General features: G+C 72.0%; 24 protein-coding genes. 10 read left to right on the top strand and 14 right to left on the bottom strand.

Annotated elements, in window-relative coordinates; all coding sequences use genetic code 11:
- The first annotated feature begins 117 nt into the window (after positions 1-117).
- From ACIF6F_RS10860 to ACIF6F_RS10880, 5 genes are all read left to right on the top strand, one after another.
- Positions 118-1,080: an ABC transporter ATP-binding protein gene (locus ACIF6F_RS10860; protein WP_399944232.1), complete on the top strand. Its 963-nt coding sequence runs from the start codon at positions 118-120 to the stop codon at positions 1,078-1,080.
- Positions 1,070-1,957 (top strand): ABC transporter permease, encoded by an 888-nt coding sequence (locus ACIF6F_RS10865; protein WP_399944235.1) that lies wholly within the window; start codon positions 1,070-1,072, stop codon positions 1,955-1,957. Before ACIF6F_RS10860 ends, ACIF6F_RS10865 begins: the two co-directional genes overlap by 11 nt.
- Entirely contained in the window at positions 1,954-2,865 is a 912-nt protein-coding gene (locus tag ACIF6F_RS10870) for an ABC transporter ATP-binding protein (RefSeq protein ID WP_399944238.1), read from the top strand. Before ACIF6F_RS10865 ends, ACIF6F_RS10870 begins: the two co-directional genes overlap by 4 nt.
- Before the next feature lie 14 nt (positions 2,866-2,879).
- Positions 2,880-3,599, top strand: coding sequence for an ABC transporter permease (locus ACIF6F_RS10875; RefSeq protein ID WP_399944240.1), 720 nt, complete (start codon positions 2,880-2,882; stop codon positions 3,597-3,599).
- A gap of 111 nt (positions 3,600-3,710) precedes the next feature.
- A complete protein-coding gene (locus ACIF6F_RS10880) occupies positions 3,711-4,379 on the top strand; it encodes a rhomboid-like protein (RefSeq protein ID WP_399944242.1) in 669 nt (222 codons plus the stop codon).
- A 165-nt stretch (positions 4,380-4,544) separates the two neighbouring features.
- On the opposite strand, the gene ACIF6F_RS10885 is transcribed toward ACIF6F_RS10880, so the two are convergent.
- The 9 genes from ACIF6F_RS10885 to ACIF6F_RS10925 form a co-directional block, all read right to left on the bottom strand.
- Entirely contained in the window at positions 4,545-5,351 is an 807-nt protein-coding gene (locus ACIF6F_RS10885) for an HAD family hydrolase (protein ID WP_399944245.1), read from the bottom strand.
- Positions 5,348-6,625, bottom strand: coding sequence for a serine--tRNA ligase (gene serS, locus ACIF6F_RS10890; RefSeq protein WP_399944248.1), 1,278 nt, complete (start codon positions 6,623-6,625; stop codon positions 5,348-5,350). Before serS ends, ACIF6F_RS10885 begins: the two co-directional genes overlap by 4 nt.
- 569 nt (positions 6,626-7,194) lie before the next feature.
- Complete coding sequence (pheA, locus tag ACIF6F_RS10895; protein WP_399944251.1) at positions 7,195-8,130, bottom strand: prephenate dehydratase; 936 nt, start codon at positions 8,128-8,130, stop codon at positions 7,195-7,197.
- A 42-nt stretch (positions 8,131-8,172) separates the two neighbouring features.
- Complete coding sequence (efeB, locus tag ACIF6F_RS10900) at positions 8,173-9,444, bottom strand: iron uptake transporter deferrochelatase/peroxidase subunit (RefSeq protein WP_399944254.1); 1,272 nt, start codon at positions 9,442-9,444, stop codon at positions 8,173-8,175.
- Between the two features lie 5 nt (positions 9,445-9,449).
- Positions 9,450-11,531 carry a copper resistance CopC/CopD family protein gene (locus ACIF6F_RS10905; RefSeq protein WP_399944256.1) on the bottom strand — a complete coding sequence of 694 codons (2,082 nt, stop codon included), beginning with the start codon at positions 11,529-11,531 and terminating at the stop codon, positions 9,450-9,452.
- Positions 11,532-11,553: 22 nt separating this feature from the next.
- Entirely contained in the window at positions 11,554-12,039 is a 486-nt protein-coding gene (locus tag ACIF6F_RS10910; protein ID WP_399944259.1) for a copper chaperone PCu(A)C, read from the bottom strand.
- Positions 12,036-12,686, bottom strand: a complete 651-nt coding sequence (locus ACIF6F_RS10915) for an SCO family protein (protein WP_399944262.1) — start codon at positions 12,684-12,686, stop codon at positions 12,036-12,038. Before ACIF6F_RS10915 ends, ACIF6F_RS10910 begins: the two co-directional genes overlap by 4 nt.
- Before the next feature lie 82 nt (positions 12,687-12,768).
- Positions 12,769-13,506, bottom strand: a complete 738-nt coding sequence (locus tag ACIF6F_RS10920; protein ID WP_399944264.1) for a YcnI family protein — start codon at positions 13,504-13,506, stop codon at positions 12,769-12,771.
- A 107-nt stretch (positions 13,507-13,613) separates the two neighbouring features.
- Positions 13,614-14,408 carry a hypothetical protein gene (locus tag ACIF6F_RS10925; protein ID WP_399944267.1) on the bottom strand — a complete coding sequence of 265 codons (795 nt, stop codon included), beginning with the start codon at positions 14,406-14,408 and terminating at the stop codon, positions 13,614-13,616.
- 219 nt (positions 14,409-14,627) lie between these two features.
- Here ACIF6F_RS10925 and ACIF6F_RS10930 point away from each other — a divergent pair, with 219 nt between their 5' ends.
- Positions 14,628-15,071 carry an ATP-binding protein gene (locus ACIF6F_RS10930; RefSeq protein WP_399944270.1) on the top strand — a complete coding sequence of 148 codons (444 nt, stop codon included), beginning with the start codon at positions 14,628-14,630 and terminating at the stop codon, positions 15,069-15,071.
- A 100-nt stretch (positions 15,072-15,171) separates the two neighbouring features.
- Here the strand turns inward: ACIF6F_RS10930 and ACIF6F_RS10935 are convergent, their stop codons facing one another.
- Both ACIF6F_RS10935 and ACIF6F_RS10940 read right to left on the bottom strand, forming a co-directional pair.
- Entirely contained in the window at positions 15,172-16,650 is a 1,479-nt protein-coding gene (locus ACIF6F_RS10935) for an aminopeptidase P family protein (RefSeq protein WP_399944273.1), read from the bottom strand.
- A gap of 115 nt (positions 16,651-16,765) precedes the next feature.
- The gene (locus tag ACIF6F_RS10940; protein WP_399944276.1) at positions 16,766-18,181 is read right to left on the bottom strand and encodes a PP2C family protein-serine/threonine phosphatase; all 1,416 of its coding nucleotides are present in this window, start codon (positions 18,179-18,181) and stop codon (positions 16,766-16,768) included.
- Between the two features lie 513 nt (positions 18,182-18,694).
- On the opposite strand from ACIF6F_RS10940, the gene ACIF6F_RS10945 reads away from it, so the two are divergent.
- Together ACIF6F_RS10945 and ACIF6F_RS10950 are read left to right on the top strand one after the other, a co-directional pair.
- Positions 18,695-19,387, top strand: a complete 693-nt coding sequence (locus ACIF6F_RS10945; protein WP_399944279.1) for a bifunctional DNA primase/polymerase — start codon at positions 18,695-18,697, stop codon at positions 19,385-19,387.
- A gap of 192 nt (positions 19,388-19,579) precedes the next feature.
- A complete protein-coding gene (locus ACIF6F_RS10950) occupies positions 19,580-20,137 on the top strand; it encodes a hypothetical protein (RefSeq protein WP_399944281.1) in 558 nt (185 codons plus the stop codon).
- Positions 20,138-20,319: 182 nt separating this feature from the next.
- On the opposite strand, the gene ACIF6F_RS10955 is transcribed toward ACIF6F_RS10950, so the two are convergent.
- The 3 genes from ACIF6F_RS10955 to ACIF6F_RS10965 form a co-directional block, all read right to left on the bottom strand.
- Positions 20,320-21,309 carry a DUF5926 family protein gene (locus tag ACIF6F_RS10955; RefSeq protein WP_399944284.1) on the bottom strand — a complete coding sequence of 330 codons (990 nt, stop codon included), beginning with the start codon at positions 21,307-21,309 and terminating at the stop codon, positions 20,320-20,322.
- 131 nt (positions 21,310-21,440) lie between these two features.
- Positions 21,441-22,073 carry an ATP-binding protein gene (locus tag ACIF6F_RS10960; RefSeq protein WP_399944287.1) on the bottom strand — a complete coding sequence of 211 codons (633 nt, stop codon included), beginning with the start codon at positions 22,071-22,073 and terminating at the stop codon, positions 21,441-21,443.
- Between the two features lie 74 nt (positions 22,074-22,147).
- The gene (locus ACIF6F_RS10965) at positions 22,148-22,978 is read right to left on the bottom strand and encodes a glycerophosphodiester phosphodiesterase (RefSeq protein WP_399944289.1); all 831 of its coding nucleotides are present in this window, start codon (positions 22,976-22,978) and stop codon (positions 22,148-22,150) included.
- 196 nt (positions 22,979-23,174) lie between these two features.
- Here ACIF6F_RS10965 and ACIF6F_RS10970 point away from each other — a divergent pair, with 196 nt between their 5' ends.
- Both ACIF6F_RS10970 and ACIF6F_RS10975 read left to right on the top strand, forming a co-directional pair.
- Positions 23,175-24,653 carry a S1C family serine protease gene (locus tag ACIF6F_RS10970; protein WP_399944292.1) on the top strand — a complete coding sequence of 493 codons (1,479 nt, stop codon included), beginning with the start codon at positions 23,175-23,177 and terminating at the stop codon, positions 24,651-24,653.
- A gap of 101 nt (positions 24,654-24,754) precedes the next feature.
- Positions 24,755-25,660, top strand: a complete 906-nt coding sequence (locus tag ACIF6F_RS10975) for a LysR substrate-binding domain-containing protein (RefSeq protein WP_399944294.1) — start codon at positions 24,755-24,757, stop codon at positions 25,658-25,660.
- Positions 25,661-25,748: the final 88 nt, after the last annotated feature.

Consider the following 25,748-nt stretch of genomic DNA (forward strand, 5'->3'; position numbering starts at 1 on the left):
CCTTCCGGGGTAGCTCTCGGGTCCTGCCTCCCCTACGGGCATGTACGACCCAAGGCGGAGAACGGTAACCCGCTACAGAGTGACGATCCGCGTGGCCTGCGCCACTACCGTCGAATCGTGACTGTCATCGCGACCGAAAGCCTGAGCAAGCGGTACACGGAAGTGACCGCCCTTGACCGGCTCTCCCTGGACATCGGCCCCGGCGTAACCGGCCTGGTCGGCGCCAACGGAGCCGGCAAGTCCACGCTCATCAAGATCCTGCTGGGGCTCTCCCCGGCCACCGAGGGCCGTGCCTCCGTGCTCGGGCTGGACGTCGCCACCAGTGGCGGCGCCATCCGAGAGCGCGTCGGCTACATGCCGGAGCACGACTGCCTGCCGCCCGACGTCTCGGCCACCGAGTTCGTCGTCCACATGGCGCGCATGTCCGGGCTGCCTCCGACGGCCGCGCGCGAGCGCACGGCCGACACGCTGCGCCACGTCGGCCTGTACGAGGAGCGGTACCGCCCCATCGGCGGCTACTCCACCGGCATGAAGCAGCGCGTCAAGCTCGCGCAGGCCCTGGTCCACGACCCGCAGCTGGTGCTCCTCGACGAGCCCACCAACGGCCTGGACCCGGTCGGCCGCGACGAGATGCTCGGCCTCATCCGCCGGGTCTACACCGACTTCGGCATCTCGGTGCTGGTCACCTCCCACCTCCTCGGCGAGCTGGAGCGCACCTGCGACCACGTGGTCGTCGTGGACGGCGGCAAGCTGCTCCGCTCCAGCTCCACCAGCGACTTCACGCAGACGACGACCACCCTCGCGGTCGAGGTCACCGACTCCGACGTCCACCCGGACGGCACCCGCGCCCTGCGCGAGGCCCTCGTCGCCGCGGGCGTCACGCTCCACGTGAGCACGGAGCAGGGCCTGCCCGGCGCCGGGCACGTCCTCCTCGTCGAGGCCACCGGTGAGCAGACGTACGACACGGTGCGCGACACCGTCGCCGGCCTCGGCCTCGGCCTGGTCCGCATGGAGCAGCGCCGCCACCACATCGCGGAGGTCTTCAAGGACCAGAAGGGAGCCGGGAGCCATGGTGCCTGAGACCTCCACCCAGATCCACAACATCGGCTACCGCTCCTACGACGGGCCCCGCCTCGGCCGCGCCTACGCCCGCCGCTCGCTGTACTCGCAGTCCCTGCGCGGCGCGTACGGCCTGGGCCGCTCGGCCAAGTCCAAGGTGCTGCCGATGCTCCTCTTCGGGATCATGTGCGCGCCGGCCGCGATCATCGTGGCGGTGGCCATCGCCGTACCGGGCTCGACCGACCTGCCCGTCAAGTACACGGGCTACGCCCTGTACCTCCAGATGGTGATCGGCCTCTACGTCGCGTCGCAGGCCCCCCAGTCGGTCTCCCGCGACCTGCGCTTCAAGACCGTGCCGCTGTACTTCTCGCGGCCCATCGAGCGCGTCGACTACGTCCTCGCCAAGTTCGCGGCGATGGCCTCGGCGCTGTTCGTCCTCACGGCGACGCCGCTGCTGATCATGTACGTCGGCGCCCTGCTGGCCAAATTCGACTTCGCGGACCAGACCAAGGGGTTCGCCCAGGGACTGGTCTCGGTGCTCCTGCTCTCCCTCCTCTTCTCGGGCATCGGCCTGGTGATGGCGGCCCTCACGCCGCGCCGCGGCTTCGGTGTCGCCGCCGTCATCGCGGTGTTCGTCATCCCCTTCGGCGCAGTCTCGACCGTGCAGGTCATCGCCCACGAGACCGGCGCCCCGGGCCCCATCGAGTGGCTCGGCCTGTTCTCGCCGATCACCCTGATCAGCGGCTTCCAGTCGGCGTTCCTGGGTGCCGACTCCGCCTTCCCGGGCGAGGTGGTCCCCTCCACGGGTGCCGGCTTCGTCTACCTGCTTGTCATCCTCGGCGTCATCGCGGGCTCGTACGGCGTCCTGATGGCCCGCTACCGGAAGGCCGGACTGTGACAACCATCGACATCGACCACGCGTCGCGCTGGTTCGGCAACGTCGTCGCCGTCAACGACGTCACGATGAGCATCCGCCCCGGCGTGACCGGCCTGCTGGGCCCCAACGGCGCCGGCAAGTCCACCCTGATCAACATGATGGGCGGCTTCCTGGCGCCCTCCACGGGCACCGTCACCCTCGACGGAGCCCCGATCTGGGGCAACGAGCAGATCTACAAGCACGTCGGCGTGGTGCCCGAGCGGGAGGCCATGTACGACTTCCTGACCGGCCGTGAGTTCGTCGTCGCCAACGCCGAGCTGCACGGGCTCGACGCCCGGGCCGCCCAGCGCGCCCTGGCCACGGTCGAAATGGAGTACGCGCAGGACCGCAAGATCGCCACGTATTCCAAGGGCATGCGCCAGCGGGTCAAGATGGCCTCCGCCCTGGTCCACGACCCGTCGGTGCTGCTGCTCGACGAGCCGTTCAACGGCATGGACCCGCGCCAGCGGATGCAGCTGATGGACCTGCTGCGGCGGATGGGCGACGAGGGCCGCACGGTCCTGTTCTCCTCCCACATCCTGGAGGAGGTCGAGCAGCTCGCCTCCCACATCGAGGTCGTCGTCGCCGGCCGGCACGCCGCCTCCGGCGACTTCCGCAAGATCCGCCGCCTGATGACGGACCGCCCCCACCGCTACCTCGTCCGCTCCTCCGACGACCGCGCGCTGGCGGCGGCCCTGATCGCCGACCCGTCCACGGCCGGGATCGAGGTCGACCACGCCGAGGGCGCCCTGCGCATCCAGGCCGTCGACTTCGGCCGGTTCACCGAGCTGCTGCCGCGGGTCGCCCGCGAGCGCGGCATCCGGCTGCTGACGGTCTCGCCCTCCGACGAGTCCCTCGAGTCGGTCTTCTCCTACCTCGTAGCGGCCTGAAGGAGCTGGCATCGATGTACAACCCCACGGTCGCCCGGCTCACCTACCGGGCCCTGCTCGGCCGCCGCCGGGCCCTGATCCTCTTCGCTCTGCCCGCCCTGCTCCTGGTCATCGCGGTCGCCGTCCGGCTCCTCAACGGCGCCGACGACACCACCGCGGCGGGCCTCCTCGGAGGCTTCGCGCTGGCCACGATGGTGCCGCTGATCGGCGTGATCGCAGGCACCGGGGCCATCGGCCCCGAGATCGACGACGGCTCGATCGTCTACCTGCTCGCCAAGCCGGTGAAGCGCCCGACGATCATCATGACCAAGCTGACCGTCGCCATCGCCGTGACCATGGTCTTCTCGGCGGTCCCCACCCTGCTCGCCGGCCTGATCCTCAACGGCAACGGCCAGCAGATCGCGGTGGCCTTCACCGTCGCGACCCTGGTCGCCTCGATCGCGTACAGCGCGCTCTTCCTGCTCCTCGGCACGGTCAGCCGCCACGCAGTGGTCTTCGGCCTGGTGTACGCCCTGGTCTGGGAGTCCCTGTTCGGCTCCCTGGTACCGGGCGCCAAGACCCTCAGCGTCCAGCAGTGGTCGCTGGCCCTGGCCGAGAAGATCACCGGCCCGGGTGTGGTCGACTCCGCCGTCGCCCTGCCCACCGCCGCGGTCCTGCTCGCCGCCGTCACGGTCGTCGCGACCTGGTTCGCCGGCCAGAAGCTGCGCCGCCTCACTCTCGCCGGGGAGGAGTGAGCGGCGGCGCGGCCGGGTGAGTCCCCCTCACCCGGCCGCGCGGCCACGGGGAGGTGACCCTCCCCGTGTGCGTACCGGGCGGAGCACAGGGTCCGGAGTGATGATCGGATCATGACGTCTCACTCCGGACCCGAACCGTCCCGGCCCGTGCGGTCCTGGATCCGGTCCTCGCCCGGTACGCACGTATGGCTCGCGGTCATCGCGTTCACCAGCCTCGTCGTGGTGATCGTGCCGGACCGGACCGAGCACTTCCTGCTGCACCGTCACAGCAGCAACATCCACGAACTGGTCAAGCACCCCGTCGAGGCCCTGGTCGGCAGCGCCTTCTGGATCGAGAACCCCGCCTCGCTGCTGCTGTACGCGGTGCTCTTCGAGATCTTCCACGCGAACGTGGAGCGCTGGCTCGGCACCCTGCGCTGGCTCGTGATCGTGACCACCGCCCACGTCGTCGCCACCCTGGTCAGCCAGGACGTGGTGCTGATGGCCATCCAGGACGACCGCGCACCGCGCAGCATGGCCCACGTGGTCGACATCGGGGTGAGCTACGGACTCGCCGCCGCGGTCGGCGTCCTGACGTACCGGCTGCCCGGCCCCTGGCGCTGGTTCTACCTCGTCGGGGCGGTCGCCTTCTTCGCCGTACCGCTGCTGACCGGCGGCACCTTCACCGACCTCGGCCACGCCATCTCGCTGGCGATCGGCCTGCTGTCCTGGCCGCTCACACGCAGCCCGGCCCACCCGCACCCGGACATCCTCGCGCGCGAGGACGAGCCCGCCCCCTGACGGGCCCAGGGGGGGGCAGGCGGGGCCCGGAAAATCGCTGGTACGTACGGGCCGCCGACGGCAGAGTGAAACCCGCGGGGGAACGACCCGGGTCCGGGGCAGCCGCTTCGAGCGCGCCGCAAGGCGCGGGCGGCCCCGGACGCCGGTGAGCGCGTCCGGTCCGGGTCAGGCGGCGCCGAGCAGGCGCTCCAGCACCACCGCGATGCCGTCTTCCTCGTTCGAGGTCGTCACCTCGTCGGCGACGGCCTTGAGCTCGTGGTGCGCGTTGGCCATGGCGACGCCGTGCGCGGCCCAGCCGAACATCGGGACGTCGTTCGGCATGTCCCCGAAGGCGATCGTCTGGTCCTTCCTCACACCCAGCCGACGGGCGGCCAGCGAGAGCCCGGTGGCCTTGGTCAGCCCCAGCGGGAGGATCTCCACCACACCGGGACCGGCCATCACGATGTCGACCAGCGAGCCCACGACCTGCCGCGCGGCCGTGGCCAGCGCGTCGTCGTCCATGCCGGGATGCTGGATGTAGAGCTTGTTGAGCGGCGCCGTCCACAGCTGGGCCGGGTCGTCCAGGAACACGTGCGGGAGGGGACCCTCCTGCACGCGGTAGCCCGGACCCACCAGCACCTCGCCGTCGATCCCGTCCCGGCTGGCCGCGAGCGCCACCGGGCCCAGCTCCGCCTCTATCTTGGCGAGCGCCAGCCCGGCGAGCTGCCGGTCGAGCGTCACCGAGGTGAGCAGCTTGTGCGCCCCGGCGTCGTACACCTGCGCGCCCTGGCCGCACACCGCGAGCCCCTGGTAGCCCAGGTCGTCGAGGATGTGGCGGGTCCAGGGGACCGAGCGCCCGGTCACGACGATGTGCGCCGCGCCCGCCGCGGTGGCCGCGGCGAGCGCCTCGCGCGTCCGCTCGGAGATCGACTCGTCGGCCCGCAGCAGCGTGCCGTCGAGGTCCGTCGCGATCAGCCGGTACGGGAAACTCACTTGGAGACCGGCTCCAGGAACTCGCGGCCGCCGAGGTACGGGCGGAGGAGCTCGGGCACCCGCACCGAGCCGTCGGCCTGCTGGTGGTTCTCCAGCAGTGCGACGATCGTGCGCGGAACGGCGCACAGCGTGCCGTTCAGCGTCGCCAGCGGCTGGATCTTCTTGCCGTCACGGACGCGCACCGACAGTCGGCGGGCCTGGAAGCCGTCGCAGTTCGAGGCGGAGGTCAGCTCGCGGTACTTGCCCTGGGTCGGGATCCACGCCTCGCAGTCGAACTTGCGCGAGGCGGAGGCACCGAGGTCGCCGGTGGCGACGTCGATGACCTGGAAGGGCAGCTCCAGGGAGTTCAGCCACTGCTTCTCCCAGGCGAGCAGCCGTGCGTGCTCGGCCTCGGCCTCCTCCGGCGCGACGTACGAGAACATCTCGACCTTGTCGAACTGGTGGACGCGGAAGATGCCGCGGGTGTCCTTGCCGTACGTGCCGGCCTCGCGGCGGAAGCACGGGGAGAAGCCGGCGTACCGCAGCGGCAGCTTCTCGGCGTCGATGATCTCGTCCATGTGGTACGCGGCGAGCGGGACCTCGGAGGTGCCGACCAGGTAGTAGTCGTCCTTCTCCAGGTGGTACACGTTCTCCGCGGCCTGGCCGAGGAAGCCGGTGCCCTCCATGGCGCGCGGGCGGACCAGCGCCGGGGTGAGCATCGGGATGAAGCCGGCCTCGGTCGCCTGGGCGATCGCGGCGTTGACCAGGGCGAGCTCCAGGAGCGCGCCGACGCCGGTCAGGTAGTAGAAGCGGGAGCCGGAGACCTTGGCGCCGCGCTCGACGTCGATGGCGCCGAGCGCCTCGCCCAGCTCCAGGTGGTCCTTGGGCTCGAAGCCCTCGGCGGCGAAGTCGCGGATCGTGCCGTGGGTCTCGAGGACGGTGAAGTCCTCCTCACCGCCGACGGGCACGTCGGGGTGCACGACGTTGCCGAGCTGGAGGAGCAGTCGCTTGGCGGCCTCGTCGGCCTCGTTCTGCTCGGCCTCGGCGGCCTTGACGTCGGTCTTCAGCTGCTCTGCGCGCTTCAGGAGCTCGGCCCGCTCCTCCGGTGAGGCCTTGGGGATGAGCTTGCCCAGCGACTTCTGCTCGTTGCGCAGTTCGTCGAAGCGAACGCCGGAGGACCTGCGGCGCTCGTCGGCGGAGAGCAGTGCGTCGACGAGCTCGACGTCCTCTCCACGGGCGCGCTGCGAGGCGCGGACACGGTCAGGGTCTTCACGGAGCAGCCGGAGGTCAATCACCCCACCAGGCTACCGGCCTGGGCTTCCGTGCCGGACACCGATATCACGCTGCGTGTCGCTATGTCCTAATTGCCGTGAATGGAAAACCGGGGCCGCGTGGCCGGAATCGACCCCTCCGCCGAAGTCGATAAAAGGGTGCCCTTTCCTCGAAAAGGGGCGGGGCGGGGTGCGGGGGCGGCGGCCCCCGGCCGCCGGACCCCTTGGCGGGAGCGGGCGCCGAGGTCTGGTTGTCCACAGGAATTCACAGGAAGGGTGCGTTATCCACAGGCTGTGGGGGCGGGCTGTGGATGCGAATTGCGATCTTTCTCCAGCCCTTCGCGAGCCGATGGAATCTCGACTCAAACCCCCATCACACACTCATTCGGGTGGGAATGGCTCGCTCCAAAGAGTTGATCAATGGTGTGAGGGTGACGGCGTTCATCTCCCGGGGGTCAGGACGTCACCTGACCTCGGCGACCGATTTGTCGACGATGCCGCGCTCGGATGTCGACTTGTCCCCAGGTCGAGAAGCTTCCCTGTGGATAACTCTGTGGACAATCCTGTGGGTGGGGACGGAGTCGCCGGACCGGTCAGGCGCGGCCGTCGAGGCAGCGAGTCAGCCAGTCCGAGGCGGCCGTGAAGTCACCGTCCGAAGTCCCGGGCCGCGGCGCGCGCACGTCGGCCGCCGAGACGCCCGCCCGCGGGTACGACCCCAGGAAGCGGACGTTCGGACAGATCCGCTTGAGCCCCATCAGCGCCTCGCCCACCCGGCGGTCCGAGATGTGGCCCTCGGCGTCCACCGCGAAGCAGTAGTTGCCGATGCCCTCGCCCGTCGGCCGGGACTGGATCAGCATCAGGTTCACCCCGCGCACCGCGAACTCCTGGAGCAGTTCCAGCAGGGCGCCCGGGTGGTCGTCGCCGAGCCAGATGACCACGGAGGTCTTGTCGGCACCGGTCGGCGCCGAGGGCCGGGCCGGCCGCCCCACCAGGACGAACCGGGTCTCGGCGTTTTCGGCGTCGTGGATCTCGGTGACCAGCGGCTCCAGGCCGTACGTCGCCGCCGCGAACTCGCCGGCGAAGGCCGCGTCGTACCGGCCCTCCTGCACCAGGCGCGCGCCGTCCGCGTTGGAGGCGGCCGACTCCCAGACTGCGTCCGGCAGGTTGGCCCGCAGCCAGTTGCGGACCTGCGGCTGCGCCACCGGGTGCCCGGTGACCGTCTTGATCTCGGACAGCTTCGTGCCCGGCCGGACGAGCAGCGCGAACGCGATCCGCAGCCGCACCTCGCGGTAGATCATCAGCGGCTCGCCGGCCGCCAGCTCGTCGAGGGTGGCCGTCACCCCGCCCTCGACCGAGTTCTCGATCGGGACGAGCGCCGCGGCCGCCTCCCCGTTGCGCACCGCGTCGAGCGCGGCGGGCACCGACACCATGGGGACGAGCTCCCGGGTGGCGGCTTCGGGCAGCGTGCGGAGGGCGGCTTCCGTGAAGGTGCCCTCGGGACCGAGATACGTGAAGCGGGTGGCCGACATGCGATCAGCCTAGTGCTCCCCGTGACCGGCGGCCGGAGCCGTTCACGCTTCGAGAAGCCGCTGGCCCACGTACTCGCCGGGCTTCGGGCCACCCGGTACCGCGTACAGCCCGCTGGCCTCGTGCCGGACGAACGCCGACAGGGCGTCCCCCCGGTCCAGCTTCCGCTGCACCGGGACGAAGCCGCGCAGCGGATCGGCCTGCCAGCAGATGAACAGCAGGCCCGCGTCCGGCGCACCGTCCGTCCCGATCCCGTCGTGGTACGAGAAGGGCCGGCGCAGCATCGCCGCGCCACCGTTCTGCTCGGGTGCCGAGATCCGTGCGTGGGCGTTCGACGGGATCACCGGCTTCCCGTCCGCTCCGATCCGGTCCAGTTCCATCTCGGTGGTCTCCGTGCCGCCGGTCAGCGGCGCGCCGTCGGCCTTCTTCCGGCCGATGACCTGCTCCTGCTTCGCCAGGGACAGCTTCTCCCAGTCGTCGAGCAGCATCCGGATCCGCCGGACCACCGCGTACGAGCCGCCGGCCATCCACGCGTGCTCGGCCGGCCCCGGACCGGCGGCCGGCACGAAGATCCGGCGGTCGAAGTCCGGCTCGGAGGGCTTCGGGTTGCCCGTGCCGTCGATCTGCCCCATCAGGTTGCGGGCCGTCATCGGCTTGCCCGTGGCACCGGGGGAGCGGTTGAAGCCGTTCATCTGCCACCGGACCGAGGCCGCGTCTCCGGCGTCCTTCTGGACCGCGCGCAGCGCGTGGAAGGCCACCAGACCGTCGTTCGCGCCGATCTGCACCCAGAGGTCGCCGTTGCTGCGCCGCGGGTCGAGCTGGTCGGAGGAGAACTCCGGCAGCGGGTCGAGCGCCGCCGGCCGCCGCGCGGCCAGGCCCGTGCGGTCGAAGAAGGTGCGGCCGAAGCCGAAGGTGACCGACAGCGAGCACGGACCGGCGTCCAGCGCGATCCCCGTGTCCCCGGAACCGGCCGGGGACCCGGCCATCAACAGCCGTGCCGTCTCCGACCAGCGGCGCAGCAGCGCAGCCGCCTCCTTCCGGCCCGCCCCCGGCTTCAGGTCGAAGGCCAGTACGTGCCCCTTCGCCTGCATCGGGGTGGTGATCCCCGCCTGGTGGTCCCCGTGGAAGGGCACCCCGGTCGCGCCCAGCGCGGCCAGCGCCCCGCCCGCGCCGCCTCCGCTCCCGTCGTCCGCGAGGGCTGAGGCGCCGAGCGCCCCGCCCGCCGCGCCCAGCGCGAGCCCGGCGGCTCCCGCGGCACCGACGGTGCCGAGCAGCCGCCGCCTGGAGATCTCGATGTCGGTCACGCTGTCGGTCACGCTGTTCAGCCGATCTTCACTGTCTTCTGCACGGTCACTTGGTCGATGTCGGAGGTGCGCACGGTCACGTCGATGCGCCACGTCCCGGCGAGCGGGAGCTGGACCCCGGAAGCGGTCCAGTGTCCGGTGCTCGCGTGGTCGGGGACCAGGGGCAGCGGGCCGATGTCCTTGGCGGGCAGCGTGAACGCCACCTTCACCTCGGGCGCGTCCAGCGGCTTGCCGTTCGTCCGGGCCAGCCACAGGTGCAGGGTGTTGGCGCCGGTGCGGCCCGGGTCGAGCTCCAGCCGCGCCGACCCCTGGCCGTCCTCGCCGCCCGTGTCGAACGGGAGGGTGACCTTGATGGGCCGGTTGGGCACGGCGGTGGAGTTGGCGGCCGTGCTCCGGCCGGCCTCCTGCTCTGCGGCCCGGCCGGGCTCGGTGCTGGTCAGCACGGTGGTGACGGCCAGCAGGACCACGGCCACCCCGGCCTCGGTCAGGACCGAGCGCCGCAGCCCCGCCCGGCCGGGGTCCGCGTCGCGGACCTTCTTCTCCCGGGCGGTGGCCAGGGCCGCCCGCTGACGGGCGAGCTGCGCGGCACGCTTCGGGTCCTCGGGCACGGTCACTGGCTCGGGCTCGGGCTCCGGCTCCGGCACGGTCACCGGCTCCGGCTCAGACCGGGAGGGGGTCACCGTCGCCGCCTCGGGTCGTGTTTCACGTGAAACATCCCCCTCGTCCGCGACCGCGCCCCGCTCGCCCCCGCCCAGCCGCGCCGTCCACTTCCGGGACAGGTAGGCCACGCCCACCAGGACGGCGACCAGCCCGACCTTCACCAGGAGGAGCTGCCCGTACGTCGTTCCGGTCAGGGCCGACCAGCTGCCGAGCTGCCGCCAGGACTGGTAGACGCCCGTCGCGGCCAGCGCGGCCACGCTGACGAACGCCACCCGGGAGAACCGCAGCACGGCGGCCCGCTCGATGCCCGGCACCCGGGACAGGGCCACCAGCAGCGCGACCAGACCGCCCAGCCAGGCGGCCACGGCCAGCAGGTGGACGATGTCCACCGGCATCGCGATGCCGGGCTGGACGCCGGTCGAGGCGTGCTCGGACAGCGCCCAGGTGGCCGCGATCCCGGCGGCCACCACCGCGCCACCGACGCCCAGACCGAAGGTGAGGTCGCCGGTCTCCTTGCGGAGCTGCTCCGCGGTCTCGGCGTCCGCCGCCCCCTCCTGGGCCGCCTGCCGGCGCGCGTACGCCCCGAAGAGCACGGCCAGGAAGAGCGCAGCGGCGCCGAGCAGCAGGAGCCGCGACACCAGCGAGGCACCTGTCTTGGTCTCCAGCACCGCCTTCAGCCCGGACAGGTCGAAGGCGTCGGCGAACTTCCCCGAGCCCGTGTACGGATGACGCAGCGCCAGCATCGCGAGCGTCGCCGCGGTCAGCGTCACCCACCCGTGCAGCACCACCCGCTGGACCGGCCGCACCCCCGCCCCGCCGCGCCAGCACAGCAGCACGAAGGCCGCGCCGCCGACCAGCAGCACGAAGCCCGCGTAGGCGGCGTAGCGCGCGACGCCGTAGGCGAAGCCCACCGGGCCGCCGCCCGCCTCCTGCTCCGGCAGGGTCACCGTGGTCGTCGAGGGCGCACCCACCGAGAAGGTGAACGCACCGGAGATCGGGTGGCTGTCGGCGGACACCGCCTGCCAGGCCACCGTGTACGTGCCGTTGGGCAGGCCGGCGTGCAGCTGGACCCCGTACCTGACGGTGGTGCCGTCGCACAGGTCCCGCTGTTCACCGGTGTCGACCCGCTTGCCGCTGGGGTCCATGACCCGGATCGAGTCCTCGCCCATGGCCACCTGCTCCGAGAAGGAGAGCGTGACCTGGGCGGGGGCCGTGGCGACCACCGACCCGTCCTTGGGATCGCTCGCGGTCAGCGCGGCGTGTGCCACGGCCGGGGCGGCGGTGGCGAGCAGCGAGCCCATCAGGGCCGCGACGACCGGCAGGAGCCGGAGCAGCTGCCGTGGGCGCAGTGGCTGCCGGTGCGCCGGCTGCCCGGGCGGCCGGGGCCTGAGCGACCGGGGCCTGAGCGACCGGGCGGGGGCGGGGGCGGTGGCCGTCATGGCGTGTCAGTCCCTCGGTCCGTCAGTGGTGCTTCGGGTTGTAGGTCCGTTCCTTCACGTCCAGCTCGACCTTGACCGGGTCCGCCTTCTCGAAGTGCAGCTCGACCGCGACCCTGTCACCGACCTTCGGCTTGCTCTTGAGGCCCATGAACATCATGTGGCTGCCGCCGCGCTCCAGCCGGAGCTCGCCGTTGGCCGGCACGTCCATCGACCGGACCTGCTGCATCTTCTGGTTCTTGGTCTCGTGGATCTGCACGTCGTCTGAGAGCGCGCTGGTCACCGAGGTGAGCTTGTCGGCGGTGTCCGAGCCGTTCTCGACGACCAGGAAGCCGCCCGCCATGTCGCCGTTGACCGGCTCCGGCATGAACGCCCCGCTGACGCTCAGGGCCGGCTTGCCCTCCGAGCCCCCGGCCGGGGAGTCCTCGGAAGCACAGCCGGCTATCGCGAAGGACGCGGTCAGGGCGGTGGCGGCGAGGAGGGCGGTGCGGAGGGTGGTGCGGTGGTTCACGGGTTCTCTCCCTTGATGAGCTTCGGCAGGTCCTGGGTGTAGTCCTCGGCGGTGGTGTCCTCGCCGTACAGGACGTACCCCTCGTCGGACTTCGGGGAGAACGCGATGACCTGGGCCCCGTGCATGGAGACGACGCTGCCGTCCTTCTCCTTCTTCGGGGGGTCGATGCCGATGCCGATGCTGCGGGCGCCGGCCTGGATCCTGTCGAAGTCGCCGGTCAGGCCGATGAAGGTCGGGTCCTGGGCCTTGAGCCACTTGCCCAGCGAGTCGGGGGTGTCCCGCTCCGGGTCCGTGGTGACGAAGACGACCTGGAGCTTGTCCTGGTCGGCCTTCGGTAGGGACTTCCTGGCGATGGCGATGTTGCTCATCGTCAGCGGGCAGACGTCCGGGCAGTTGGTGTAGCCGAAGTAGATCAGCGTCGGCTTGCCCTTGGTCTGCTCGCGCAGGCTGTACTGCTTGCCGTGCGTGTCCGTGAGGACCAGGTCGGGCTTCTCGAAGGGCCGGTCGAGGACGGTGGCGGCCTTGGTCTTCGCCGAGGCGCTCACCACCGCGACGGGAGAGCCCTTGTCGGAGTCGCTGCCGCAGGCGGACAGCGTGAGCGCGGCCGCCACCGCGAGAGCGGCGGCCGTCACACGTGTGGTGTGCATGGGGGAGTCGTCCCTGTGGATCGGGGTTGGAAGTGCTTGCGGTGGGGCGGCCCGTACGGGCGTACGGGCCGCCGCACCGGGATCAGGAGGTGCGGCGGCGCGACAGCACGCCGAACGCCACGCCCGCGGCGCCGACGAGGATGCCGGCGATGCCCAGGGCGCGGGCGGTGGTGTCGGAGGAGCCGGAAGCGCTGGCGTGGTCGTCGCCGTGGGCGCCGTCCTTCTCGGCCTTCGCGTCGGTCTGCTTGGCGTCGTCCTTGCCGCCGGACGCGCCGCCGTGGTGGCCCTCGCCGGTGGGCTCGGTCAGCTTGAGGACCGGTGCCGGGTTCTGCGGCTCGTCCGCGCCGTCCTGGGGCTCCTCGATCCAGCGGACGACCTCGTTGTTGTCGTACGTCTGGATCGCCTTGAAGACCATCCGGTCGGCGTCCTCGGGCAGCTGGCCCACAGAGAGCGGGAACTGCTGGAAGCGGCCCGGGGCGATCTTGCCGCCGGTCCAGGTGACCTTGGTGACGGCCTCGGTGATCTGCTTGCCGTGGATGGTCAGAGGCTTGGCCAGCTTGCTCTTGGTGACCTCGACCTGCCAGCCCGGCACGTCCTGCGGCATCACGGACGCGAGCGGGTGGTCGGCGGGGAAGGTGACCTCGAGCCTGTTCGTCGAGGCGTTGTCGCGCTCGTTCGGGACCTTGAAGTTGATCGTTGCGTAGCCGCCCTTCTCGGCCTGCCCGGGCTGCACGCTGACGTGTGCGAAGGCGGTTCCGGAGAGCAGCAGGACGGAACCGGCGGCGAGGGCGGCGACGAAGGAGACGCGAGAGGTCTTCATGGCAGAAAGCTCCACTGGCAGTGGGAACGGTGGACTCCGCGCGGGTGCGCGCGGACGCCGCGGCACCACCGCTCCCGGTGGATCGTCCGGGGGAGCCGGGTACCGCGTCAGGCTGCGAGTGCGTACGCCGCGGGCGGCCCGCGCCTGATCACCGTGTGCTGGAGCGCCTCCCGCCCCACCGGGACCCGCCGCTCCTCCTCGTCGCGCGGCAGCTCCGCCGTACGGACGTCCGCGCCGGGCAGGCCCCGGCGCAGCGCGCGTACGAAGGCCAGCGCCGCCCGCAGGGACCGCACCGACCCCGCCTCGGCCGACAGCCGGACCAGACGCAGCAGGGCCGCGTCCCCGCGCCCGAGCAGCCAGCCGGCGGCGAGCGCGGCCAGCAGGTGCCCGAGCAGCATCGGAAGCGAGAACAGCCCGGTGTCCGGGGCCAGTGCCGGCGCCACGGCCTCCGCCGCCCCGGGGGCGTGGGCGTGGACGTGCCCGCCGGCCGTCGCGGGGTCGATGCCCGCGACGAGCAGGACCTGCCGGGCCTCGGCCGGGCTCAGCGGGACGGTGTTGCCCCCGCAGACCAGCCGCGCGGCGAGGGCCGCGAGCGACTCGTCGGGGGAGGGCACCGGCTTCGGGACGGCCCTGTGCTGGCCGAGGCCGAAGAGCGCGTGGAGTGCCAGCTGTCCGCCGGCCAGCGCGCCGGCGATCCCGGGCAGTGAGCGCCGCCGTCCCGCCAGCGGGGCCGCGCAGGCGAACACCGCGAGGAACCCCGCGCAGAGCGCCCACAGCGGGACGGCCGCGCAGGAGGCCAGCGCGTGTCCCGCGCCGGACAGCACGACACAGACCGCGGTGAACACCGCGGCCCTCAGGAGCCGGAGACCGGTTCCGGTGCGCGTCGTGCGGGGGTGAGGCATGGCCGGGCCATCATCGCACTGCGCCCCGGCCCTCCATACGGCAGGTCCGGAAGGTCCCGTTGGTACGTGCTCGTCGCTTCCCCCTCCCGGCCCACATACACCGCCGTGAAGGGGACGCGCATCGGCCGAACGGGCGCTCCGGCGTCGCTCAGGGGCTTATCGCGTGCCGTGTGCGGCAATAGGTAACGGTATGTCGAGCCGCGGCCGGGAGGCTGGAGCATGAGCATCTGGTGGTCATTGCACCTGCGCCGCGAAGCCGCCAGCGTTCCCCTGGCCAGACGGCTGCTCCTCGGGACCATGGAGACCGCCGGAGTGGACCCCGACATCTCGTACGACCTGTCCGTGGCCCTCACCGAGGCCTGTGCCAACGCGGTCGAGCACGGCGGCCTCGTCGGTGCCGCGCCGGACACCGGGGCGTACCGCGTCACCGCGTACCTCGACGGCGACACCTGCCGCATCGAAGTCACCGACTCGGGCCCCGGCTTCCCCGAGCACGTGGGCACGGCCCGCAGGTCCGCGCTCGCCGAGAGCGGGCGGGGCCTGTGCCTGATCGAGCAGCTGGCGGACCACGTGCGGTTCCGGAACCGGCCGGGCCAGGGCGCGGTGGTCAGCTTCGACAAGATCCTCAAGTGGCGGGAAGGCGCACTGCTGAAGGCCTCCTGAGCCGCCAACGACGGTGGGCGAGGACCGCGTACGGTCCTCGCCCACCGTCGTGTCCGGGTGCCGGCGGAGCGGACCGACCGCTCCCGGCCGGCCCGGGAGGTCAGCCCTTCAGACGGGCCATCCACGCCTCGACCTCGTCGGCCTGGCGCGGCAGGCCGGCCGACAGGTTCCGGTTGCCGTCCTCGGTGACCAGGATGTCGTCCTCGATCCGGACGCCGATGCCGCGGTACTCCTCCGGCACGGTCAGGTCGTCGGCCTGGAAGTACAGGCCCGGCTCGACGGTCAGGCACATGCCCGGCTCCAGCGTGCCGTCGACGTACGCCTCGGTGCGCGCGGCGGCGCAGTCGTGGACGTCCATGCCGAGCATGTGGCCGGTGCCGTGCAGGGTCCAGCGGCGCTGGAGGCCCAGCTCCAGGACGCGCTCGACCGGGCCCTCCAGCAGGCCCCACTCGACCAGCTTCTCGGCGAGGACGTGCTGCGAGGCGTCGTGGAAGTCGCGGAACTTGGCGCCCGGCTTCACGGCCGCGATGCCGGCCTCCTGGGACTCGTACACCGCGTCGTAGATCTTGCGCTGGATCTCGCTGTACGTGCCGTTGATCGGCAGGGTGCGGGTGACGTCGGCGGTGTAGAGGCTGTGCGTCTCCACACCGGCGTCGAGCAGCAGCAGGTCGCCGGAGCGGACCGCGCCGTCGTTGCGGACCCAGTGCAGCGTGCAGGCGTGGGCTCCGGCGGCGCAGATGGAGCCGTAGCCGACGTCGTTGCCCTCGACGCGGGCGCGCAGGAAGAAGGTGCCCTCGATGTAGCGCTCACTGGTGGCCTCGGCCTTGTCGAGGACCTTCACGACGTCCTCGAAGCCGCGGACGGTGGAGTCGACGGCCTTCTGCAGCTCGCCGATCTCGAACTCGTCCTTCACCGCGCGGGCCTCGGAGAGGTAGACGCGCAGCTCCTCGTCGCGCTCGGCGGTGACCTTGTCGGTCAGCGCCTCCTCGATCACGGCGTCGTGGCCGCGGACGTTGCGGACCGGGCCGGTGGCCTCGCGCAGCTCGTCGGCGACGTTGCGCACGTCCTTCACCGGGATGCCCAGCAGCTGCTCGGCCTCGGTCAGGGAGTGGCGGCGGCCGACCCACAGCTCGCCCTGGCCGGACAGCCAGAACTCGCCGTTCTCGCGGTCCGAGCGCGGCAGCAGGTAGATCGTCGCGGTGTGACCGTCGGTGGTGGGCTCCAGGACGAGCACGCCGTTCTCGGTCTGGTCACCGGTCAGGTACGCGTACTCGGTCGAGGCGCGGAACGGGTACTCCGTGTCGTTGGAGCGCGTCTTCAGCCGCCCCGCGGGGACGACCAGGCGCTCGCCCGGGAAGCGCGCGGACAGGGCGGCGCGGCGGGCGGCGGTGTGCTGCGCCTGCGCGATCGGCTCCAGGCCGTGCAGCTCGGTGTCGGCCCAGCCGGTGCGCATGCTCTCGGCCAGCTCGTCGGAGACGCCCGGGTACAGACCGTTCTTCCGCTGCTTGTGCTTCTTCGGCTGCTCTTCTTCCAGGGTTTCCGGGGTCTCCGGGGTCTGGGTCGTGAGCTGTTCCGCCACGGGTCCGCCTCCTCTTGGTACGACACTGAACCCCGTCCATCGTACGGTCGTGCGGAAGGGGTCCCAGGGCCCTTGGACCCATTACCAAGATCGCCGGGCGGCGGGGCGGGCCGGGTCAGTCGAAACGGGCCGCCAGCAGCACGATGTCCTCCGCCGAATCGGCCTCGTCGCGGCCCTCGGGCAGCACGGTGCGCAGCACGTGGTCGCAGATCCCCGCCGGGTCGTCCCGGACGGTCCGCGGGACGCTTGCGGCGGCCGCGTGGAGCCGGGCGAAGGCCCGGTCCATGGAGTCGCCGGTGCGGTGCAGCAGCCCGTCGGTGTACAGCAGCACCGTTTCTCCGGGGCCGGGTTCGATCTCCACGCTGGGGGCCTCCCAGCAGGACAGCATCCCGAGCGGGGCCGAGAGCGAGGTCTCGACGTACTCCGTGCGGCGCTCGCCGATCAGCAGCGGCGGGGTGTGGCCGGCGCCGGCCAGCACGATCTTGCGGCGTGCCGGCTCGCAGTACGCGAACAGGGCGGTGGCGGACCGCGCGGGTTCGGTGAGCCGCAGCAGCAGTTCCAGGTCGGAGAGCACGGCGACCGGGTCCTCGCCCTCCATCACGGCGTACGCGCGGAGGGAGGCCCGCAGGCGGCCCATGGCGGCGACGGCGCTGGGCCCCGAGCCGGTGACGGAGCCGACGGCCAGCCCGAGGGCGCCCTCGGGCAGCGGCAGCGCGTCGTACCAGTCGCCGCCGCCCCGCGGGCCGGTGCGGTGGCGGGCTGCCAGCCGGACACCGGAGACCCGGGGCAGGCGGCTGGGCAGCAGTTCCTCGGCGATGGTGCGCACCTGGGTGCGGGCCCGCTCCACGGCGACGACGCGGGCAAGGTGCTCGCCCGCGTAGCGGACGTACAGCTCGATCAGGTGGCGCTGGCGCTCGCTGGGCTCGGCATGCTCGTCGTACAGCCAGACGGCGGCGCCGAGCCGGCCTGTGGCCTGCGCGGCGAGGGGGAGGGCGTAGCTGGCGGCGTAGCCGAGGCGGGCCGCGACCTCGCGGAGGCGGGGGTCGACGGGGGCGGCGTGGCCGCCCTGGCCGGGGGTGGCGTCAGGGTCGGGCAGCTGTTCGGTGCCGCCGTGCGCGTCCGGCAGGCCGTCGAGGATGCGGCCGTACGAGGTGGCGCTGCGCGGCACGGTCTCGATGTGCCCGAGGTCCGCGCGGCCGAGACCGAGGCCGATGGTGCTGGCCGGACCGAGGCCGTCCGAGGGTTCGAGGACGACGAGTCCGCGGCGGGCGCCCACCAGTGCGGCGCCTGCGCGCAGCAGTTCCTGGAGGGATTCTTCGAGGTCAGCGGCGCGGGTGAGGCGCTCGGTGAGTTCGTGGAGCGTGGTGAGGTCCGAGACCCAGCCGGCCAGGCGGTCCTGGATGACGGTCCCCGGGGCCGGTGCGGCGGGTGCGGGGGGCGCCGCGCGGGCGGGCGAGGGCGCGACAGTGTGCGGGGGTGCCGGAACCGCTGGATCGATTCCAGCCACTTTCGGCAGGTGCGGGATGCTCATGGCAGCCGCCTTTCCACCTGGTGCGATTCGCCATAAAACATCGCGACCCCCAGATCCCTCTGCGCCGCCGTCAATGGATCCACATCTACACGCAGATGTGGATCGATGTCCAGCATTGCCCAGGTGGGAATCCTGGTGTCCGTGGGACGACAACTCGCCGTACACGTAAGGCTCAAAGTTGGCTGAAAAATGCCCGGAGCGGGCGTCTTTTGCGGTCGACTGAACTGGTTCAGCAGAGCGTCATATCGTGCGTGATGGGTACGTAATCGGTGATGGCCAGGGTCAGTTGGGCGGACCCGTGGAACCAGGCGGCGCCAGTCGCGCGTCGGCCACACCTGGGGGCTCCCCGGCGGTTTGCCGGGGGAGTTACCGGCCCCGTAAGCCAGCAAGAACTGCACGAACCGCGTAAATCTCATCAAAGCGGACAGTGACGCGAAACGTGTACGTGTGGTGAAACACCGGATACATGGTGTGATGTGGCCCTCGACGTTCAACGGAAAGGAACGAGCGCTCATGCGCGAGATCCTCGGAAGGCGTCTCCAGCGGCTTCGGCTCTCCCGGCGCGGCGGACCCCCCGCCCTCCTCGGCACGGCGCTGACCTGCGCGACCGAATGGCAGTGGCCGGTGATCCCCGGCGTCGGCCAGGCCCGCGCGGCCGACGGCCGTCCGGCCGAGGACGCGCGGTGCGCCTGCCCCGACCCCGACTGCGTGGTGCCCGGAGCGCATCCGTACGACCCCGGCCTGCTGGCCGCCACGACCGACGCCCGCATGGTGCGCTGGTGGTGGACGAACCGCCCGACCGCCCCGGTGATCCTCGCGACCGGCGGCAGCGCGCCCTGTGCCGTCAGCCTCCCGGTCGACGCCGGCACCCTGGCTCTCGCGCGGCTCGACCGGATGGGCATGCGGCTGGGGCCGGTCGTGGCGACGCCCACCCGGATGTCGCTGCTCGTGGCCCCGTACTCCCTGGAGACGCTCGGCGAGTTGCTGTACGCGAAGGACTGTGTACCGGCCTCCCTGCGGTTCCACGGTGAGGGTGGCTACCTCCTGCTGCCGCCCTCGGAGGCGGCAGGCGGCCGGGTGCGCTGGGAGCGTGCTCCGCTGGCCGGCTCGGCGCGTCCCTGGCTGCCGGACGTCGAGGCCGTGGTCGACGCGCTCGTCGAGGCGAGCAGCGGGGCGCCGGGCGGCGGCAGCCGGCTCGCGTACTGAGCCGCACGCCGGGCGGCGCACCGGGCCACCCGAGGCCTGCGTCCCTCGCCTTGCGTCCCGCGTGCCGCGCCCTGCGTCCCGCGTCCCTGTGCGCGCGTGGCGTCACTCGAACGGGTGTGAGCGGGGCGCCGTTCCAGGGGAATTGGGCGCGCGGCCGGCCGGCGTCCGTTCCCTCCTCGCTATGTTCGCCGGATGAACCTCCGCTTGACCGGTATCGGCGTCGGTGTGCTGATCGCCCTGGCGCTGCCGCTCGCCGCGGCGACGGCAGGGCCGCTGTCCGACGAGGGGCGGGGTGGTCTCCTCACCTCGCTCGGGCTGCGCGACGACGAGCGCGGGGGCGGGGCGCGGGCGGACGGCGCCCGGCCGGAGCCGAAGGCCCCCGAGGCCGACACCCGGTGCGGACCGGAACTCTCCTCCCCCGAGGGCGTGGAGGCGCAGACCTGCGTGCTGGGCGAGGCGGGCCGGGTCTGGGCGCGAACGTACTACCGCAACGCGACGGGGCGCCCGCTGGACGCCGTACTCACTCTGATGGGCCCGGCCGGGCGGACCGTACAGATCCGCTGCCCGCTCACCGCGGGGGACGAACCGGGGACCTGCGAGACGCCCAAGGAGGCTCCGGCCGGGACGGCGCGGGCAGGCGGGCGGGGGCTGGACGAGTACTCGGCGGTGGCGGAATTTGCCGTACCGGATGTGAACGGCCCGCTGTTGCTCCGCTCCGGCAGCAACTCGGAACCTGTGGCCGAGCGTTGAAATGGAAGGGCCCGGTCGCTGGCGACGGGGGATGCACCAGCGACCGGGCTACAAGAACGGTAACAAGAGATCGCGTGTTCGCAAATTCGATCTCGGATATTCGGACACCGATTTGCCGACCATTAGCGGGAGTTGTGACCCGAGTCACCAAACCGGCTGGTCGGACTGCTGACGCCCGCTGATCAGCTGAGCGTCACCTGGCGGTTGGTGAGGCCGCCGCGCGCCCGGCGCTCCTCGGGAGTCAGCGGGGCGTCCGTGGCCAGGGCGTTCGCCAGCCGCTCCGCGAACTCGGCCGCGGGCTTCTCGACGTCCGCCGCCGTGACCCCGGTGGGCAGGTCCCACACCGGCACCATCAGGCCGTGGGCCCGGAAGGAGCCGACCAGGCGGGTGCCCTCGCCGATCGAGGTCTCGCCCGCCGCGTGCAGTCGCGCCAGCGCGTCCAGCAGCTTCTCCTCGGCGTGGGGCATGACCCAGCGGAGGTGGTTCTTCTCCGGCGTCTCGCACCAGTAGGCGGCGTCCACGCCGGTCAGCTTGACGGTGGGGATGGCGGCGGCGTTGGCGCGTTCCAGCGAGGCGGCGACCTCAGGAGAGGCGTTCGCGGCGTTCTCCGTGTCCGGAATCCAGAATTCGAATCCGGTGTGGACAACCGGCTCGAAAACGCCCTCGGGGTCGAGGAGATCCTGAAGTCGGGGACCCTCGGCGGGCACGCGCCGCGGAGAAACCGGATTACCCGGTTCCGTGGCGAGAGCGCGCTCCAGAGTGTCGGCGAGATCCCGCCCGAGGTCACCCGAAGACGTGTCGTTCTGCAAACCGAGCAGCACCGAACCGTCCTCGCGGCGCAGCGCGGGCCACGCCATCGGCAGTACGGTCGCCAGCGTCACCGACGGCACGCCCTCGGGCAGCCCGCCCTTGAGGGACAGCGGCACGGTCGCGGCCGGCACCAGCTCGCGCAGTGCGACCCAGTCGCACTCGCCCGGCAGCCCCTCGAACGGCCGCTGGACGAGCTCGGTCACGGCGTGCGCCGCGGCCCGCCCGTGACAGGCCTTGTAGCGGCGGCCGGAGCCGCACGGGCAGGGTTCCCGGGCGCCCACCACGGGGATCTCGCCATCCGTGAGCTGCGGCTTTCCGGCCGTGGACTGGGGTCCCTTGGTCTGCGGGCGCTTCTTGGCCATCGTGGGTGTCTCCCGGTTGTGGCGTCGTGCTGAGGCTCTGTCGGCGCGAGCCTAGCCGTTCGTGCCGGGATCTCCGGGATGGCTGGAAGCGGAACGCGTGCCTCGGGTCCGGTCCCGTACCGGGGCCGTCGTCAGCCGTCCCGGGTCAGCGGACAGGACTCCAGATCTTCCAGGGCCGCGATGGCCGAGATGAAGTCCAGCGCCGGCGCGGTGACGCGCGTAGCGAAATCCTCGTGACGGTGTCCTGCCGCGACGGTCACCCACACCGTGACCTCGCCCGCCGCACCGTCGCGCACGCCCCAGTCCTGGGCGAGCGCACTGATGATGTTCAGCCCACGGCCGCCGCGCGCGGTGACCGAGGGCGTCGAGGGAACGGGCCGGGTGGGACCGCCCCCGTCCGTGACCTCGACCGTCAGACGGCCCCGGCCGTCGACCCGCCAAGCGGCCCGTACGTCGCCGTCCCCCACCTCGCCCGAGCCCAGCGGCCTGCCGTGCCGGCAGGCGTTGCTGAGCAGTTCGGAAAGGATCAGGACTGCATCGTCGACGACCGATTCGGACACCCCGCTGAGGCGCAGTTGCGCGCGCATCCGGTGTCTCGCCTCTCCCACGCCCGCAGGACCATGGGGTACGGCCATGCTCGACGACGTGGGCACTTCCTGTGCCACCACCAACGCCACCCCCGGAACCTCCTTAGCCCCACGCCATGGTCTGGATGCCCCAATGGCCTGGACCGGAAACCGCGCAGGCGGAGGCCTCTGACGCATTCATGACGACTGAATGCGGAGCGGATGCGCCGGGGCACACCCTGTCACGGAAGTGGGGGGTGCAACCCATGTGATTAGCGCCCGAGTTGGGACAGAACCCGCCCGGGTCGATTCGTAATGATCGCTTCTACACCCAGATCAGCGCAGAGCTGAACGTCTTCCGGCTCGTTCACGGTCCAGACGTGCACCGAGTGGCCCTGTGCCTGGAGCCGCTTCACGAACCCGGGGTGGTTCCGCACGATCCGCATGCCCGGGCCGGCGATCCGTACACCCGCGGGCAGCCGGCCGTCGCGCATGCGCGGCGAGATGAACTGCATCAGGTACACGGTGGGGATGGTCGGCGCGGCCGCCCGCACGCGGTGCAGGGAGCGGGCTGAGAAGCTCATGATCCGTACCGGCGAGTGGCCGCCGGCCGGGGGCGCGTCCAGGCCGAAGCGCTTGAGCAGGAAGAGCAGCCGCTCCTCCACCTGACCGGCCCAGCGCGTCGGGTGTTTGGTCTCGATCGCCAGGTCCACCGGCCGTCCCGCGTCCGCGACCAGCTCCAGCAGCCGTTCCAGGGTGAGCACCGACGTGCGCTCCGGGTCGGGCTCCCCCGCTTCCTCGGCGTCCCAGTCCGGCGACTCCTCCCGGTCCTTCCACGACCCGAAGTCGAGCGCGGCGAGATCGGCGAGCTCCAGCGCGGAGACCGCTCCGCGGCCGTTCGAGGTGCGGTTGACGCGGCGGTCGTGGACCAGCACGAGGTGGCCGTCCGCGGTCAGCCGCACGTCGCATTCCAGGGCGTCGGCACCCTGCTCGATGGCCATGCGGTACGCGGCCAGGGTGTGCTCGGGAGCCTCCTCCGAGGCCCCGCGGTGGGCGACGACCTGGATGGGCCGCTGGTCGGTCGGGTGCGGTGCGTGGGTCACCGCGTCATGGTGCCATCAGAGGGGGGTGCGGCGCGGCCCCGGATGGGGGAAGGCGCCGGAAATGCCGGAGATAAAGATCGGCGTCGGATACACAGGTCCGGCTTACAGTGCTCTGACAGACCATGGGAAAAGCTTTGCCCGGGAACGTGCGCAGACTGACCGTACCCGACAGACCGTGTTTGACGAGGAGAGAGCCGTGAGCACCGAGAACGAGGGCAACGCGGCCCAGCAGCCCCCCGCGGCCCCGTCCGCACCCCCCGTGCCGGCCGCTCCTGCCCCCGAGCCGGCACCGGAGGCTCCGACGCAGCAGCTGCCGCCCACCCCGGCACCGGAGGCTCCGACGCAGCAGATCCCGCCTGCCCCGGCTCCGGAGGCACCGACCGGGCAGCTGCCGCCCACTCCGGCCGCGCAGGGCGCCCCCGCGGCGCACGCTGCTCCGGCCGCCCACGGTGCCGCGGGCTGGCCGCCGCCTCCCCCGGCCATGCCGGCGTACGGCGCCGGAGGCGCGGGCGGCGGAACCCCCGTCTGGGGCGTCCACCCGGCCCCCGCCCCCAAGCCCAAGGGCCGCGGCGGCCTCGTCGCGGCGGTGCTGGCGGCCGCCCTGCTCGCGGGCGGCATCGGCGGCGGCATCGGCTACTGGGCCGCCGAGCGCAACGACGGGGAGATCTCCTCCACCACCGTCGCCGCCGGCGAGACCCCCAAGGACCTCAAGCGCGAGCCGAACTCGATCGCGGGGCTGGCCGCCCGGGCGCTGCCGAGCGTCGTCACGATCGAGGCGCAGGCCGGCGACGGCGAGGGCGGCACCGGCACCGGCTTCATCTACGACCAGCAGGGCCACATCCTCACCAACAATCACGTGGTGGCCTCCGCTGCCAACGGCGGAAAGCTTTCCGCGACCTTCTCCGACGGCCGCAAGTACGACGCCGAGGTGATCGGCCGTGCCCAGGGCTACGACGTGGCCGTGCTCAAGCTGAAGAACCCGCCCGCCGGGCTGGCCCCGCTCCCGCTGGGCGACTCGGACAAGGTCGCCGTCGGCGACTCGACGATCGCCATCGGCGCGCCCTTCGGGCTCTCGAACACGGTGACCACGGGCATCGTCAGCGCCAAGAACCGTCCGGTGGCCTCCGGTGACGGCGGTGGCGGCAAGAACTCGTACATGAGCGCCCTGCAGACGGACGCCTCGATCAACCCCGGCAACTCGGGCGGCCCGCTCCTCGACGGCCGAGGCGCGGTCATCGGCATCAACTCCGCGATCCAGTCGGCGGGCAGCGGCGGCTTCGGCGCCTCCCAGTCGGGCTCGATCGGCCTCGGCTTCGCCATCCCGATCAACCAGGCCAAGAACGTCGCGCAGCAGCTGATCAAGACCGGCAAGCCGGTCTACCCGATCATCGACGCCTCGGTCGACCTCCAGGCCCGGGCCGACGGCGCGAAGATCTCGGAGCAGGGCGTGGGCGGCGCCGCCCCGGTGGGCCCCAACGGTCCGGCGGCCAAGGCGGGTCTGAAGGCCGGTGACGTGATCACGCAGCTCGACGGCAAGCCGATCGACAGCGGCCCGACCCTGATCAGCGAGATCTGGACGCACAAGCCGGGCGACACCGTCAAGGTCACGTACGTCCGCGACGGCCGCAGCAGCACCGTCGACCTGGTCCTGGGAGCCCGGGAGGGCGACAGCTAGGCGGTCTCCTCCGGCCCCGGGCCGGAGCCGGTCCTGAAGTGGAGGGGTCGTGGGCGGGATTCCGCCTACGACCCCTCCCAACGTCCGCTTATGCTTCGGGCGTGTTCGATTCACGGCACATCAGGACATTCCACGAGGTCGTGACGACCGGCTCGTATTCGGCGGCCGCCCGTGCGCTGGGCTATACCCAGCCCGCGGTCACCCAGCAGATGAAGGCCCTCGAACGCGCCGTCGGCACCCCGCTGTTCACCCGGGTCGGCCGGCGGATGCAGCTCACGGACGCCGGACAGTCCCTGGCCCGGCACGCGGAGACCATCCTCGGCAGCCTCTCCGCCGCCCAGCAGCAGATGAAGGCGTACGCGCGCCTGCGCACCGGCCGCGTGCGCCTGTGCGGCTTCCCCAGCGCCAACGCCACCCTGGTGCCGGAGGCCTTGAGCCGACTGGCCAAGGACCATCCCGGCATCACGGTCGAGCTGCTGGAGGGCGAGCCGCCGGATTCCCTGCACCGGCTCCAGCGGGGCGAGTGCGACATCACCCTCGCCTTCACCTACCCCGGGCTGCACGAGGAGGTGCCGGACGAGGTCACCGAGGTCCGGCTCCTGGAGGACCAGCTGACCGTCCTGCTGCCGCACGGGCACCGGCTGGCCCGGCGCAGGGCCGTACACCTCGCGGACCTCGCCGAGGAGAAGTGGATAGCGGGGTGCCCGCGCTGCCGCGCGAACCTGCTGCACGAGTGCGCCGAGCTGGGCTTCGTCCCCGACATCGTGTTCGCGACGGACGACAACCTGGTGGTGCAGAGCCTGGTCGCCCAGGGGCTGGGCGTGGCGATGACCCCCGCCCTGGTCCTGCCGTCACTCTCGCTGAGCAGGGTCTGCGGTCGCGCGCTCCTGCCCGCCGCGCGCCGGCACATCTCCGCGTACGTTCACGCCGACCATCTGAGGATCCCCGCGACCTCGGTGGTGCTGGAGGAGCTGCGCCGGGTGGCGGCGAACCGGGTCGGATGCTGAGCCCGGCTGCCCCCGATCCATAAGCACCGCTTGGGAATTCAGGTCAAAACTGGCGTTGGACGTGATGGAAGGGGCGCAGGACGCTGCC

It is taken from the genome of Streptomyces sp. NPDC086023 (genome assembly GCF_044540325.1).
Taxonomy (GTDB): domain Bacteria; phylum Actinomycetota; class Actinomycetes; order Streptomycetales; family Streptomycetaceae; genus Streptomyces.